This is a genomic window from Sphingobium salicis subsp. salicis, assembly GCF_049472635.1.
Lineage (GTDB): Bacteria > Pseudomonadota > Alphaproteobacteria > Sphingomonadales > Sphingomonadaceae > Sphingobium > Sphingobium yanoikuyae_A.
Map to the genome: position 1 here is coordinate 13,676 of NZ_JAYRCS010000001.1, position 13,630 is coordinate 27,305.

Genomic DNA, 13,630 nt, shown 5'->3' on the forward strand with positions numbered 1-13,630 from the left:
GACCAGCGCAGAGGAGAGGGGCCATGCCGAAGATCGATCTCGCCGCCATTCCCCAGAGCAATGCCACCGGCTATCCGGGCGATCATGCGCTGACGGTCGCCGGTCGCTACTATCGCCGGCTCGGGATCGCGACGGGGCTCGCCGATTTCGGTGTCAGCCATGTCGTGCTGAAACCCGGCGCAGCCTCATCGCAACGCCACTGGCATGAGGGCGAGGACGAATTTGTCGTCATGCTGTCGGGCGAGGCGGTGCTGGTCGAGGAGGGCGGGCGTACGCCGATGGCACCGGGCGACATGGCGGCCTTTCCCAAGGGTGTGGCGGATGGCCATCATCTGCTTAACGAAAGCGATGAGGACTGCGTCTTCCTTGCCTTTGGCCGTCCGTCTGTCAGTGATTGCCATTATCCCGATATCGATCTGCACCTGTCCGGTGGGGTCTATCGCCACAAGGATGGGAGCGTTTTTGCATGATGGATCGTCGTGGGTTGCTGGCCGGAATAAGTGGTGCTGTGGTCGCGGCGGGCGTGCCCTCGGTTTCGGCAGCGGCGCCCGCCGGGCTGATCCGGCCGCCGCGCTTGCGCGAAGGGGATGTGGTCGGCCTGGTCGAGCCGGCGGGCTTCACCGATGACGCCTTCGACCTGGACCTGGTCATGGATACGATCCGGGCGATGGGGCTGAAGCCCAAGGCCGCGCCGCATCTGGTCGAGCGCTATGGCTATCTGGCGGGCAAGGATGCCGACCGCGCCGCCGACGTCAACGCCATGTATGCCGATCCGGAGGTGAAGGCGGTGTTCGCGGTGCGCGGCGGCTGGGGCTGCGCGCGCATGCTGCCCTATCTCGACTTCAAGACGATTCGCGCCAATCCCAAGCTGTTGACCGGCTTTTCCGACATCACGGCGCTGCACCTGGCCTTTGCGGCCCGCGCCGGCTTCACCACCATCCACGGCCCCAATGCCGCCAGCGGCTGGGGCAAGCTCAGCTGGGACAGCTTCCGTGCGGTGGCGTTCGACGGGGCGACGCCGACCTATGTCAATCCGGTGGGGGCGGAGGATCGGCTGGTGCCGCGCAGCGGCCGCATCCGCACCTTTGGTGGCGGAAAGGCGAGCGGCCGGCTGCTGGGCGGCAATCTCACGGTGCTGACGGCGCTGATGGGCACGCCCTGGCTGCCCGATTTCACCGGCGCGATCCTGTTCGTGGAGGAAACGAACGAGGCGGAATATCGCATCGACCGGATGCTGACCCAATTGTCGCTGGCGGGCATATTGCCAAAGCTTGCCGGATTCGTCTTCGGCCAATGCACCAGCTGCACGGCCACCGGCGTGTCCTATGGCGGCTTCACTTTGTCGGAAGTGCTGCAGCAGCATCTGGCGCCGCTCGGCATCCCCGCTTTCCAGGGCGCGCTGTTCGGCCATGTCGCCAACCAGTTCAGCCTGCCGGTCGGCGCCCGCGCCGAAATCGACGCGGACGCGGGCACGATCCGGTTGCTGGAGCCGGCGGTCAGTTAGAGCCTGATCGTTTGAGGTGGAAGCGCTTCGCGCTTCCAGCGATGGCGTGAATCAGGCTCTACTCTTTTGCTGCAGCTTTGGCATCGTCCAATGAGGCGACGGTGCCATTGCCGATCGGCTCGCCTTTCATCCCGTCGGCAACCTTCTCGGCCGCCGCCATGACACGCAGCACATTCTCGCCGGCCAGCTTGGCGATGTCGGCATCGCTCCAGCCGCGGCGCATCAGTTCGGCCAGCAGCGCGGGATAGGTGGCGACGCTGCCCAGCCCTTGGGGCAGCGATCCCACGCCGTCGAAATCGCTGCCGATGCCAACATGGTCGACGCCCGCGACCTTGGCGATATGGTCGATATGGTCGGCCACCATCGACAGGGTGACGACCGGTTCGGGATTGGCCTTTTCCCATTCCGCCAGCGCCTTCTTCGCGCCCTCGGGATCACCGATATAAAGGCCGCCAAAGGGCGGGGCGTTATAGCGGGCCATTTCCGCGCTGCGCGCCGCGCTCCAGACCCGGCGGGCCTCCGACACATATTGCGGCGCGAAATTGACCATGACCACGCCGCCATTGGCCGCGACCTGCTGCAGGATCGCGTCGGACACGTTGCGCGGTGTGTTGCACAGCGCCCGCGCGCTGGAATGGGAGAAGATGACTGGTGCCTTGCTGATCTTCAGTGCGTCCAGCATCACGCCTTCGCTGACATGGGCGAGGTCGACCAGCATGCCCAGGCGGTTGAGTTCATGCACCACCGCCTCGCCGAACGGGGTGAGGCCGTCATGCTGCGGATTGTCGGTGGCGCTGTCGGCCCAGGCGATGGTCCGGCTGTGGGTCAGCGTCAGATAGCCGGCGCCAAGGTCATGATAGGCGCGCAGCACGGCCAGGCTGCCGTCGATCTGGCCGCCGCCTTCGACCCCGATCATCGACGCGATCCGTCCGGCCTTGTGCGCGGCACGGACCTCGGCAGCGGTGGTGGCGAGGGTGAAGTCCTGCGGGTAGCGGCGGGCGAGGCTGTGGACCAGTTCGATCTGCTCGACCGTGTCCTTCACCTGCTGCAGTTCGGGCAGGTCGGCCGACACCCAGACGGACCAGAATTGCCCGCCCATCTGCCCGGCACGCAGGCGGGTGATGTCGGTATGATATTGGCTGGGATCGAGCCGGTCGAGCGGCATGGTCCAGCGGGCGTCCCCGGCCTTGCCGGCCATCGCTTCGGGCCAGTCATTATGGCCGTCGATCAGCGGGGTGGCCTTCAGCACCTTGGCGATTCGCGCGGCATAGGGATCGGATGCGGGCGCGGCCGAGGCGGCGAAGGGGAGGGCGACGGTGGCGAGGAGCAGCGGCAGGGCTGCGAGGCGGAGGGATATCATGGCGCGGGAGACTAGGGGGGCGACGGATCAAGTCAATCGCGGCTGGCGGGCGGGTACGACATTGGCTAGACCCTTGAATCGATGACGATCGATCCGCTGTTGCTGCTGCAGGCCTATGCCATCGGCGTGTTCCCGATGTCCGATGACCGGCAGGCCGACGATGTCTATTGGGTCGAGCCCAAAAGGCGGGCGATCCTGCCGCTCCATGGCCTTCACCTGTCACGTTCGCTGTCAAAGACGATCCGGCAGGACAGGTTTCGCGTCACCGCCAACCGCGCCTTTGCCGGCATCGTCGCCCTATGTGCGCAAGCCGCGCCCGATCGTCCGTCGACCTGGATCAATGGCCCGATCGAGCGCGCCTATCGCCATCTCCACGAACTGGGTTTTGCCCATTCGATCGAATGCTGGGACGGGGATGAACTGGTCGGCGGCCTCTATGGCGTGGCGCTGGGTGGTGCCTTTTTCGGCGAGTCCATGGTGTCGCGTCGCACCGACGCGTCAAAGGTGGCGCTGGCCTGGCTGGTGGCGCGGATGCGCTTTGGCGGCTTCAGCCTGCTCGACTGCCAGTTCATGACCGATCATCTGCGCAGCATGGGCGCGCAGGAAATCAGCCAGCGCGACTATCTTCAGTTGTTGGGCGTTGCCGTCGGCGACGTGCCGCTGGGAACGGGCGACGCGGTGCTGTCGGCCGGTTCGGGCGCGGCGGCCGAACTGGCGTTTGCGCCGCTGGCCGGCGATGCGGCGGCAGGCACCTTGCCCTTGTCGCCCAGCTTGACCGTGGCAGGACCGCTTTCGGGCCATTCCATCGTGCAGCTCTTGACCCAGACGTCATAGACCGGGTGCTGGACGACATTGCGGTCGGGCCGTTCGCGGAACAGCCAGCCGGAAAAATTGCGGCGCCACTTGCCGTCGGAACTGCTGCGCACGTCCAACTGCACGAAGGCGCCGGTTTCCTGCACATTTTCCCAGGGGGCCGTGGTCTCGCACGCCTGCAGGCGGACGATGGCGTCGCCGACGCGCAGCGCCTCGCCGGGCTTCATCGTCAGGTCGCGGGTCAGGCCGTTGCGCTTGTTGAGCAGGCCTATGACGGCGGTGCGCTCGGCCATCGGCGTACCGGACAGGCTGGCCTCGTCCGCGTTGCGGATAGGCTGGCCCTCGATCTTCATCGGGCCGCTCTGATTCGCTTCTGGCGCATCATTGCGACCGCAGGCCGCCAGCAGCGCGCACCCCAGAAGCGGCGCGCCAAGCAGGATCGGCGGGAATCCCCCCGCCGGACGCCGAATCATGCCGCGTCGGGGCTCCATGCCTCGTAATCGCCGGTCGCCTTCTGGCGCTGGCCGCCCTTTTCGAGCGCGCCCGAGGGACGATAGGCGTTGGCGGTGCCGGTCGCGTTGGGGGTGAATTCCTTTTCCCAGATGCGCGGCGGCGGCAGGAAGCTCTCGGGCGTGCCCTCGATCGAGTGGTGCAGCCAGCCATGCCATTCGGCCGGCACGCGGCTCGAATCATTGGCGCCGTTATACATCACCCAGCGGCGCGTCAGGCCGTTCGGATCGACGCCGCCTTCATAATAGACATTGCCCTGATGGTCCTCGCCCACTTTCGTGCCCTTGCGAGCCGTAAAGAGCCAGGTGCCGAAGGTGGCGCCATTCCACCAGGTGAAGATGTTTGCCAGGATACCCATGGCCGATGCGCTTAGCCGTTGGGATTGACGTGGGCAAGGACGATATGGCCCTAACGGGCGGTTGTCGGGCAGAAATTGAGGTCGATCGCGCTCTTGCCGTCGGTTGTTGCGCATTTGCCCCAGGATAGGCGGTCGCCTTCCTTGATGCCCAGTTCCGCGGCGCGGCCGCCGCGCAGTTCCAGCACCGCCACCACCGGCACGCCGGCGGACACCGGCTCGCGCGAATAGGGGGCGACATTGGCGCCGATGAAGGCGATCGTGCCGTCGGTATGAATGAACAGCATGTCGAGCGGGATGATCGTGTTCTTCATCCAGAAGCTGGCGGTGCGCGGCGGCTCCATCGGGAACAGCATGCCCTTGTCGGCATCCAGCGCCTTGCGGAACATCAGCCCCTGTTCCTGCTCCGCCTCGGTCCGGGCGACTTCCACGTCGAAGCGATGCACCCCCTTCGCCGTGTGGATGACGAGGGGGAGCAGCGCGCCCTGCGGCGCGGCGGCCTGGACATTGCCGCTGTCATTTGCGGCGTCGGCGCCGGCATCGGGCTTGGCAGAGCAGGCCAGGAGCAGCGCGGGCAGGGCGGCGGCGAAAAGCAGTCGGGTAAGGATCATGCGATCCTGCCTAGCGGGTTTCGGGGAAGTGCGGGAGAGAATTAACCCTCAATCCTCCGCTTCGGGGAAGTCACCGGGGGCTGCATCGACCCAGCGCCGGGCCAGGGCATAGTCATGGCCGGCGCGCAGGAAGGCGGCGATCGCCTTTTCCCGTCCCTTGGGATCGGGCGCCTGCATCGCATAGGGGCCGATCCGCTTGCGTCGGGCGAATCGGTCGGCTGCCGCCCAGCGATCGGCCTGCGCCTGGGCATCGGCGGCGCCACGATCGGCTTCCTCTATGCCGGCGGCGCGCAGCGTTTCGGTGACGCGGCGGGCGCCGTAGCCGCGTCGGCCGAGCGCCGCACTCTTCATCAGGGCAAAGCCGCTGTCGTCGACATAGCCAAGTTCTGCAAAGCGGGCGACCAGCGCTTCGGGATCGGCCGGCGCTTCCCCGCCCCATCCGCGCTCGCGCAATTTGCGCGCAAGATAGGCGAGCAGCTTGCCGCGGCTGGTCGCGAACCGGCCGACATAGCGCAGCGCCAATTCGCGCAAGGCGTCTTCGTCCAGGGGGGGGGGCGGGCGTTGGCTGGTCATGACCGGTCGTGCATTGTGCGCCATCATGCGCTAAGCGCCATCTTTATGCCACAGTCGGGCCGGAATTTTACCGCGCCTTATGGTCTAGAAGCACAGGCTGGATTGAAACTATCCGGTGCAAGTCGACGTCAAAACTGATAGCGGCCGCCGGAATATGACAGATATGACATTGGGTGACACCAATATGACGGGTTCGCAGATTATGATGGCACCTACGCCGACCAACGATGTTCTTCCGCGCCGCTTCTCCGATTTCGAGACGTTGGGCGAAGCGTTGGACTATGCGGCGCAGGGCAAGCGCGGTCTCAATTTCCATGATGCGCGCGGCAATCTGGCGCGGCCCTATCCGTTCAGCGAACTGCGCGAGGACGCGATGGCCTGTGCCCATCGCCTGATCGCTCATGGCGTGAAGCCCGAGGACCGCGTCGCCCTGGTCGCCGAAACCGGCGCCGACTTCGCCATGCTGTTCTTCGGCATCGTCTATGCCGGCGCCTGGCCGGTGCCGCTGCCGCTGCCGACCAGCTTCGGCGGCAAGGAAAGCTATATCGACCAGCTCAATGTCCAGTTGTCGAGCTGTGACCCGATGCTGTTCCTCTTCCCCAAGGAACTGGAGGACATGGCGGGCGAATCCGGTCGCCAGAAGTCGGTCGAGAGCATCGCCTTCGAGGATTTCATCGCCCGCGACGCGGTCCCCTGCGACCTGCCGCAGGCCAAGGGCGAGGAAATCGCCTATCTGCAATATTCGAGCGGTTCGACCCGCTTCCCCCATGGCGTTGCCGTGACACACCATGCACTGCTGTCCAACCTGTCGGCGCACAGCCATGGCATGGAAGTGCAGGAAAGCGATCGCTGCATCAGCTGGCTGCCCTGGTATCATGACATGGGCCTGGTCGGCTGCTTCCTGTCGGTCGTCGCCAATCAGGTGTCGACCGACTATATGAAGACCGAGGATTTCGCCCGCCGTCCGTTGGCCTGGCTGGACCTGATCAGCCGCAATGACGGCACCTCGATCAGTTACTCGCCGACCTTCGGCTACGACATCTGCGCGCGTCGCATGTCGAGCCAGACCAAGGCGGCCGACCGTTTCGACCTGTCGCGCTGGCGCCTGGCCGGCAACGGCGCCGACATGATTCGCCCCGACGTGATGCAGAGCTTCGTCGATGCGTTTGGCGATGCCGGCTTCAGCCCCAAGGCGTTCCTGCCGAGCTATGGCCTGGCCGAAGCGACCCTGGCGGTCACCATCATGCCGCCGGGCGAAGGCATCATCGTCGAACTGGTCGAGGAAACCGACCTGTCGGGCGGTGCCGCGCCGGAAGGCCGTCCGCAGCGTTTCCGCTCGATCGTCAATTGCGGCAAGCCCGCCAAGGACATGATCGTCGAGATCCGCGACGAGGATGGCGGCCTGATGAACGAGCGCCAGATCGGCAAGGTCTGGACCACCGGCCCCTCGCTGATGGTCGGCTATTTCCGCGATCCCGAAGCGACCGAGGCCTGCATGGCGGATGGCTGGCTGGACACGGGCGACATGGGCTATCTGTCCGATGGCTATCTCTACATTGTCGGCCGCGCCAAGGACATGATCATCATCAACGGCAAGAATCACTGGCCCCAGGATATCGAATGGGCCGTGGAACAGCTGCCGGGCTTCAAGCAGGGCGACATTGCCGCCTTCGCGATCACCACGCCGGGCGGCGAGGAAGCGCCGGCAGTGCTGGTCCATTGCCGCACCTCCGACAATGAGGAGCGTTCGCGTCTGCGCGACCAGATTCGCGAGCGGGTTCGCGCCATCACCGGCATGAACTGCGTCGTCGAACTGGTGCCGCCGCGCACCCTGCCGCGCACCAGTTCCGGCAAGCTCAGCCGGTCCAAGGCACGCAACCTCTATCTGACCGGCGAGATCCGTCCTTACGATATCGCTGCCTGATCGGGCGACGCATACCGATTGATAACCATTGCCTGCTAGGCCGGGCATGTGGGTATCGAGCAAGGGCAATCCGAAACCGACCGACAGGGACGGGGCTCGCTAAGGGCGATGATGGGGCTCGCACGCCTCGTCGATGAAGCCGATATGCGCGTCCTGACTGCCCAGTTGCAGTCGGCAGACAGCGTCGCGCTGCTGCGTCTGGCGATGAACGTGTTCGGCCTGCTGTTCCTCTGGCGCGTGTTCGGCAGCCATGTTTCGGCGACCGTCATGATTGGCTGGAGCGTCGCGCTGATCGGCGCCGTCGCCATCAGTGCCCTGTTGATCCATCGCCGGAAGATCGGCGCCGGCGGCGTGCCGCAGGCGCGCGACCTGCGCCGTCATGCCCTGACCGGCCTGCTGCACGGCCTGGTCTGGGCGGCCTGCATGACGCTTTTTTCGAGGGGAGAGGGGGCCGAGCATCTGGTGGCGCTCTGGACCCTCATCAGCTGCATCATGGTGTGCGGCGCAATCAGCTATGCGGCGACGCCGTTGGCCGCGATCGCTTTCCTGGTGCCCTGCATCGTCGGTCTGTCGGCGATGTTCGATGGCGAAACCCTGTTGCCGCTGCGGGCGCTCGCCACCAGCTATGCACTGTCGCTGCTGGTCGGCTGCCTCATCTATGCCCGCACCTTCGCGCGCCAGCACAGCACCACGGTCCAGTTGGCCGAGCAGACCGAAGTCGTCAGCCTGTTGCTGCGCGAATATGAGCAGGGCGCATCCGACTGGCTGTGGCAGACCGATGCGCTGCGCCGGATCAGCGGCGTATCCCAGCGTTTCGCCGAAAGCGTCGGCATGACGCCGCAGGCGCTGGAAGGGGCGCCGCTGGTCCAGGTTCTGGCTGGCACCGGATGGGAAAGCGGCCGCTTCGCCTCCAGCCTGCATAGCCTGGCGGATCATCTCAAGCGGCGGGAGAGCTTCAGCAATCTGGCGTTGCCCGTCGATGTGCAGGGGCGCACGCGCTGGCTCGAACTGTCGGCCTCGCCCCGCTATGATGACAATGGCAATTTCCAGGGCTTTCGCGGTGTCGGGTCGGACATCACCGTCCAGCGGGAATCGGCCGACAAGATCGCCCAGCTGGCGCGGTTCGACACGCTCACCGGCCTGCCCAACCGCGCCCATCTGCGCGATGCGCTGGACCAGGCGATGGCCGACACCGGCAATCGCCGGCCCGGCTGCGCGTTCCTGATGCTCGATCTCGACCGGTTCAAGGCGATCAATGACAGTCTGGGCCATCAGGTCGGCGACCAGCTGCTCAGCCAGGTGGCGCAGCGCCTGCGTCATGTCTGTGGCGGTGCCGGTTTTTGCGGGCGCATCGGTGGCGACGAATTTGGCGTGGTGATCGCGCGCATCGACGACGACCGGGCGGTGGCGCGCCTGTCGATCGCGATCATCGACGCGCTGTCGGCCCCCTATCAGATCGATCAGCATGTGCTGCATGTCGGGGCGTCGGTCGGCTCGGCCGTCTCGCCGATCGACGGGCATCAGTCCGAATCGATCATCCGCAGCGCCGATCTGGCGCTCTATCGCGCCAAGGATGAAGGGGGCGGTGTCCATTGCCCCTATGAGCCGCAGCTGCATGCCAAGGCCGAAGAACGGCAGCGGCTGGAGCAGGCGCTGCGCGAGGCGCTGGAGAAGGATCAGCTCCATCTGCTCTATCAGCCGGTCGTGGATGCGACGTCCGGCGTGATCACGGGGTTCGAGGCGCTGGCGCGCTGGACTCATCCCGAACTGGGGCCGATCCCGCCGTCGAAATTCGTGCCGGTGGCCGAGGAGGCTCGGTTGATCGGGCCGATTGGCGAATGGGTGCTGCGCACCGCCTGCCGCGAGGCGATGCGCTGGCCCGCGCATATAAGGGTCGCCGTCAACGTATCGGCGGAACAGCTGCACCAGTCCAACTTCATCTCCGCGGTGATCAATGCGCTGGCGCAGAGCGGGCTCGATGCGCGGCGGCTGGAGCTGGAGGTCACCGAAAGCGTGTTCATGCATGAGGATGACGGCGCGCTGCGCGTACTGGATCAGTTGCAGGCGATGGGCATACAATTGTCGCTCGACGATTTCGGCACCGGCTATTCCTCGCTCGGCTATCTCAGCCGCACCCGTTTCAACACGATCAAGATCGACCGCAGCTTCGTCGTCGGCGCGGCGCATAACACACCGGAAAATCTGGCGATCATCCGGGCGGTGGTGACGCTGGCGGAAAGCCTGGGCATGTCGACCACGGCGGAAGGGGTGGAAACCGCGACCGAACTGGACATGGTGCGCCGGCTGGGCTGCAAGAAGGTGCAGGGCTATTATTATGGCCGGCCGATGCTGCCGCAGGATGCGGCGCGCCTGTTCCCCGATCCGCCGGCGCAGGCCTGCGCCGTAGGCTGAGGCAGGGCCTCAGCCCTGCTGAACCTGCCGTTCGACCATCGTCCATAGCGCGCCGAAGGCCTGGGCCGGGGGCGAGGCAGGGGCGAAGGCGCCCAGCGGCTTGCGACGGACCGTCATCTGCTCGATCGTGCTGGCCATCGGGATCGCGCCCCAGCCGGGCTGTTCGTCCAGTGCCTTGCGATGCAGGCTGCGGCGGCGGTCGACCATCGAATAGACTGGCAGGATCGGCGCATGATTGCCGCCGCGCTGCACCAGATAGCGTGCCACCTCGCCCATCGCGCGCTGCGACAGGGGGGAGGGGATGACGGGGATGACGATCAGGTCCGCGGCGCGCAGCACCTGCTCGCTGGTTTCGGTGAGGCCCGGCGGGCAATCGAGGATGATGCGGTCATAATCCTTGCCCAGGCTCTCGATCAGCTTGGCCAGCCGCTTCTTCTTGTCCATCTCGCGGAATAGATGGTCGAGGCTGCGCAGCGAGGTGTCGGCGGCGATCAGGTCCAGACCCGGCACGGTGGTGGGTTGGATCAGCTTGCGGACTTCGACATCCTTGCTGAAAATGGCCTGGGCCGCATCGCGGCTTTCAAGATCGGTGGAGAGGAGCCAGCTCGACGCGGCCTGCGGGTCGAGATCCCAGAGCAGGGTGCGCCGTTTCGATATGCTCGCCGACGCCCAGGCGAGGTTGACCGAAAAGGTGGTTTTGCCAACGCCCCCCTTGAGGCTGTAGACGGCGATGGTCGCCAATGCCGGTTCCTTTGCCATGGGAGAGGAAGCTACGGCTTCCCCCCGTCAAAGCAAGGGCTCAAATCAGCCGCTTGTTACATGGGCGTGACAAGCGGCTGATATTCAGAGGATTTCCAGAACCTTGTCCTGGGGACGGCAGAAGCGCACGCCTTTCTCGGTTTCGACGAAGGGGCGGTTCACATAGGCCGGATTGGCCGCCATCTCGTCCAGGATCGCATCCGCCGTCATGTCCGGCAGGCCGCGTTCCTCGGCATCGGTGCCCATCTTGCGGATCGCTTCGGCCGGGGTCATCCCGGCGTCGGCGAACAACTGGACCAGCTTGTCGCGGGTGAAGGGGGTCTTGAGATATTCAACCACCTCCACCTCGACGCCGGGCGTTTCCTCAAGGATCGCCAGCGTCTTGCGCGAGGTGCCGCATTTGGGATTGTGCCAGATCGTGGCCTTCACTGGCCATCCTCACGGGCAAGCCACTCTTCGAGCCACTTGATCGTATAGTCACCGTTGAGGAATTCGGGATCCTTCAGCAGCGCCTGATGCAGCGGGATGGTCGTCTTCATCCCCTCGATCACATATTCCTCCAGCGCGCGGCGCAGACGCATGATCGCGCCCTCACGGGTGCGGCCATAGACGATCAGCTTGCCGATCATGGAGTCGTAGTAAGGCGGCACCTTATAGCCCTGATACAGGCCGCTATCGACGCGGACATGCATGCCGCCCGGAACATGATAGCTGGTGACGGTGCCCGGCGAAGGCGCGAAGGTCTTGGGATCTTCCGCGTTGATGCGGCATTCGATCGCATGGCCGGTGAAGCGGATATCTTCCTGGTTCACCGACAGGGGCTTGCCTTCGGCAACGCGGATCTGTTCGCGCACCAGGTCGAGGCCGGTGATCATCTCGGTCACCGGATGTTCCACCTGCAGGCGGGTGTTCATCTCGATGAAGTAGAATTCACCATTTTCCCACAGGAACTCGATGGTGCCTGCGCCGCGATAGCCCATGTCGGCCATCGCCTTGGCACAGATGCCGCCGATCCGTTCACGCTCGGCCTGCGACAGGACGGGCGAGGGTGCTTCTTCCAGCACCTTCTGGTGACGGCGCTGCAGCGAGCAATCGCGTTCGCCAAGATGGATGGCGTTGCCATTGCCGTCGCCGAACACCTGGATTTCGATGTGGCGCGGATTGCCGAGATATTTCTCGATATAGACGGTGGCGTCGCCGAACGCGGCCTTCGCTTCCGAACCGGCCTGCTGCATCAGCGTTTCGAGCTGGTCGGGCGAGGTGCAGACCTTCATGCCGCGACCGCCGCCGCCGGACGCGGCCTTGATGATCACCGGATAGCCGGCAGCATCGGCAATCGCGCGCGCTTCCTCGACATCGCTGACCGCGCCGTCCGAACCCGGCACCAGCGGTAGGCCGAGTGCGCCAGCGGTACGCTTCGCCTCGATCTTGTCGCCCATGGTGCGGATATGTTCGGGCTTGGGACCGACAAAGGCGAGGCCATGAGCCTCGACGATCTCGGCAAACTTGGCGTTTTCGCTGAGGAAGCCATAGCCCGGATGGATTGCGTCGGCGCCGCTGATCTCCGCCGCCGAGATGATCGCGGCGATGTTGAGATAGCTGTCCTTGGCGGCGGGCGGCCCGATGCAGATCGCCTCGTCGGCGAGGCGCACATGCATGGCGTCGGCGTCGGCGGTCGAATGGACCGCCACCGTCTTGATGCCCATTTCATGGCAGGCGCGGTGGATGCGCAGCGCGATTTCGCCCCGGTTGGCGATCAGCAGTTTTTCGATGGCCATGGGATCGCGGCCTTATTCGATGACGATCAGCGGCTGGTCATATTCGACCGGCTGGCCGTTATCGACCAGCACGGCCTTGACGGTGCCGGCGACGGGCGCGGTGATCGCGTTCATCACCTTCATGGCCTCGACGATCAGCACGGTTTCACCGGCCTTCACCTGCGCACCGACGCGCGCGAAGGGCGCGGCGCCCGGCTCGGCCGACAGATAGGCGGTGCCGACGATCGGCGACTTCACCACATTGCCGGCGGGCAGGGCAGGCTCGGCCGCCGCGGCGGGGGCAGCGGCCGGTGCCGCAGCCGGGGCAGCGACGGGTGCCGCTACGGCAGCGGGCGCTGCGAAGATGGGGGCGCCGCCACCGATCTTGCGCGCCACGCGAATCTTGCGGTCGCCGTCCTCGACCTCGATCTCGGTCAGGTTGGTGTCGTCCAGCAAAGCGGCCAGTTCGCGCACCAGGGTGACGTCCACCTGCATCGCGCCCTTGTCATGCTTGTCGTTCATGCTTGACCCTTGTCGTCTTTCAAAATGCGTTCTGGCGGCCAGCGCCTATGCTCATTTGCGCCAAAGCGCAACTTTTGTGCGTTCTACAGTTCCAGGGCTGCTTCGAGCGCCAACATGTAGGACATGGCGCCAAAGCCCGCGATCGTGCCCTTGGCGGCCATGCCGACATAGGATTTGTGGCGGAAGGCTTCGCGCGCGTGCGGGTTGGACAGGTGGATCTCGATCACCGGCACGGTGATGCCCTTGATCGCATCATGCAGCGCGATCGACGTGTGCGTATAGGCGCCTGGATTCATGATGATGGCATGGGCGCCCTCGCGATGCGCCTCCTGCACCCAGTCGACCAGATGGCCTTCATGATTGGACTGGCGGAAATCGATCTCGACATGGGCGCGGTGGGCGGCGTCCTCCATCCGCTCGGCAATGTCGTCCAGCGTGTCATAGCCATAGATTTCCGGTTCGCGGGTGCCGAGCATGTTAAGGTTCGGGCCGTTCAGAACATAGATTTTGCGTGTGTCCGCCATGGCGAT

14 protein-coding genes and 1 pseudogene are annotated in these 13,630 nt (G+C 65.3%); 5 read left to right on the forward strand and 10 right to left on the reverse strand.

All coding sequences use genetic code 11. The features are described 5' to 3' along the window. The first annotated feature begins 23 nt into the window (after positions 1-23). Positions 24-470 carry a cupin domain-containing protein gene (locus VHN57_RS00065; RefSeq protein ID WP_278986814.1) on the forward strand — a complete coding sequence of 149 codons (447 nt, stop codon included), beginning with the start codon at positions 24-26 and terminating at the stop codon, positions 468-470. After that, on the forward strand, positions 467-1,504 hold the full coding sequence (locus tag VHN57_RS00070; protein WP_206434111.1) for a S66 peptidase family protein: 1,038 nt from the start codon (positions 467-469) through the stop codon (positions 1,502-1,504). The genes VHN57_RS00065 and VHN57_RS00070 overlap by 4 nt, the downstream gene beginning before the upstream one ends. Positions 1,505-1,562: 58 nt before the next feature. Here the strand turns inward: VHN57_RS00070 and VHN57_RS00075 are convergent, their stop codons facing one another. Then, positions 1,563-2,864, reverse strand: a complete 1,302-nt coding sequence (locus tag VHN57_RS00075) for a dipeptidase (RefSeq protein WP_125985626.1) — start codon at positions 2,862-2,864, stop codon at positions 1,563-1,565. A gap of 81 nt (positions 2,865-2,945) precedes the next feature. Between VHN57_RS00075 and aat the strand changes: the two genes are divergently transcribed. Next, a complete protein-coding gene (aat, locus tag VHN57_RS00080; RefSeq protein WP_125985625.1) occupies positions 2,946-3,698 on the forward strand; it encodes a leucyl/phenylalanyl-tRNA--protein transferase in 753 nt (250 codons plus the stop codon). A 35-nt stretch (positions 3,699-3,733) separates the two neighbouring features. Here the strand turns inward: aat and VHN57_RS00085 are convergent. From VHN57_RS00085 to VHN57_RS00100, 4 genes and pseudogenes are all read right to left on the reverse strand, one after another. After that, positions 3,734-4,168 (reverse strand): annotated as a pseudogene (locus tag VHN57_RS00085) (DUF2155 domain-containing protein); the annotation flags it as partial. After that, positions 4,147-4,545: an NADH:ubiquinone oxidoreductase subunit NDUFA12 gene (locus VHN57_RS00090; protein ID WP_004210347.1), complete on the reverse strand. Its 399-nt coding sequence runs from the start codon at positions 4,543-4,545 to the stop codon at positions 4,147-4,149. The pseudogene VHN57_RS00085 and the gene VHN57_RS00090, both read right to left, overlap by 22 nt. A 50-nt stretch (positions 4,546-4,595) precedes the next feature. Continuing rightward, positions 4,596-5,153 carry a DUF192 domain-containing protein gene (locus tag VHN57_RS00095; protein WP_125985624.1) on the reverse strand — a complete coding sequence of 186 codons (558 nt, stop codon included), beginning with the start codon at positions 5,151-5,153 and terminating at the stop codon, positions 4,596-4,598. Between the two features lie 48 nt (positions 5,154-5,201). Continuing rightward, on the reverse strand, positions 5,202-5,726 hold the full coding sequence (locus tag VHN57_RS00100) for a regulatory protein RecX (RefSeq protein WP_278986809.1): 525 nt from the start codon (positions 5,724-5,726) through the stop codon (positions 5,202-5,204). Between the two features lie 163 nt (positions 5,727-5,889). Here VHN57_RS00100 and VHN57_RS00105 point away from each other — a divergent pair, with 163 nt between their 5' ends. After that, a complete protein-coding gene (locus VHN57_RS00105) occupies positions 5,890-7,650 on the forward strand; it encodes a fatty acyl-AMP ligase (protein WP_278986808.1) in 1,761 nt (586 codons plus the stop codon). Positions 7,651-7,758: 108 nt separating this feature from the next. After that, the gene (locus tag VHN57_RS00110) at positions 7,759-10,062 is read left to right on the forward strand and encodes a putative bifunctional diguanylate cyclase/phosphodiesterase (protein WP_423282260.1); all 2,304 of its coding nucleotides are present in this window, start codon (positions 7,759-7,761) and stop codon (positions 10,060-10,062) included. A gap of 9 nt (positions 10,063-10,071) precedes the next feature. Here the strand turns inward: VHN57_RS00110 and VHN57_RS00115 are convergent, their stop codons facing one another. The 5 genes from VHN57_RS00115 to aroQ form a co-directional block, all read right to left on the reverse strand. Further along, positions 10,072-10,821, reverse strand: a complete 750-nt coding sequence (locus tag VHN57_RS00115; RefSeq protein ID WP_069335956.1) for a ParA family protein — start codon at positions 10,819-10,821, stop codon at positions 10,072-10,074. A gap of 84 nt (positions 10,822-10,905) precedes the next feature. Beyond that, entirely contained in the window at positions 10,906-11,250 is a 345-nt protein-coding gene (locus VHN57_RS00120) for an arsenate reductase family protein (RefSeq protein ID WP_037506175.1), read from the reverse strand. Beyond that, positions 11,247-12,599 (reverse strand): acetyl-CoA carboxylase biotin carboxylase subunit, encoded by a 1,353-nt coding sequence (gene accC, locus VHN57_RS00125; RefSeq protein ID WP_004210354.1) that lies wholly within the window; start codon positions 12,597-12,599, stop codon positions 11,247-11,249. Before accC ends, VHN57_RS00120 begins: the two co-directional genes overlap by 4 nt. A gap of 12 nt (positions 12,600-12,611) precedes the next feature. Then, entirely contained in the window at positions 12,612-13,100 is a 489-nt protein-coding gene (gene accB, locus VHN57_RS00130) for an acetyl-CoA carboxylase biotin carboxyl carrier protein (RefSeq protein WP_004210355.1), read from the reverse strand. Positions 13,101-13,183: 83 nt separating this feature from the next. Next, entirely contained in the window at positions 13,184-13,624 is a 441-nt protein-coding gene (gene aroQ / locus VHN57_RS00135; protein WP_125985618.1) for a type II 3-dehydroquinate dehydratase, read from the reverse strand. Positions 13,625-13,630 lie beyond the last annotated feature (6 nt).

Bases quoted from the DNA above. Each gene is read 5' to 3' on its own strand.
- VHN57_RS00065 (WP_278986814.1), top strand. From the start codon at position 24: ATGCCGAAGATCGATCTCGCCGCCATTCCCCAGAGCAATGCCACCGGC.
- VHN57_RS00070 (WP_206434111.1), top strand. From the start codon at position 467: ATGATGGATCGTCGTGGGTTGCTGGCCGGAATAAGTGGTGCTGTGGTC.
- VHN57_RS00075 (WP_125985626.1), bottom strand. From the start codon at position 2,864: ATGATATCCCTCCGCCTCGCAGCCCTGCCGCTGCTCCTCGCCACCGTC.
- aat (WP_125985625.1), top strand. From the start codon at position 2,946: ATGACGATCGATCCGCTGTTGCTGCTGCAGGCCTATGCCATCGGCGTG.
- VHN57_RS00090 (WP_004210347.1), bottom strand. From the start codon at position 4,545: ATGGGTATCCTGGCAAACATCTTCACCTGGTGGAATGGCGCCACCTTC.
- VHN57_RS00095 (WP_125985624.1), bottom strand. From the start codon at position 5,153: ATGATCCTTACCCGACTGCTTTTCGCCGCCGCCCTGCCCGCGCTGCTC.
- VHN57_RS00100 (WP_278986809.1), bottom strand. From the start codon at position 5,726: ATGACCAGCCAACGCCCGCCCCCCCCCCTGGACGAAGACGCCTTGCGC.
- VHN57_RS00105 (WP_278986808.1), top strand. From the start codon at position 5,890: ATGACATTGGGTGACACCAATATGACGGGTTCGCAGATTATGATGGCA.
- VHN57_RS00110 (WP_423282260.1), top strand. From the start codon at position 7,759: ATGATGGGGCTCGCACGCCTCGTCGATGAAGCCGATATGCGCGTCCTG.
- VHN57_RS00115 (WP_069335956.1), bottom strand. From the start codon at position 10,821: ATGGCAAAGGAACCGGCATTGGCGACCATCGCCGTCTACAGCCTCAAG.
- accC (WP_004210354.1), bottom strand. From the start codon at position 12,599: ATGGCCATCGAAAAACTGCTGATCGCCAACCGGGGCGAAATCGCGCTG.
- accB (WP_004210355.1), bottom strand. From the start codon at position 13,100: ATGAACGACAAGCATGACAAGGGCGCGATGCAGGTGGACGTCACCCTG.
- aroQ (WP_125985618.1), bottom strand. From the start codon at position 13,624: ATGGCGGACACACGCAAAATCTATGTTCTGAACGGCCCGAACCTTAAC.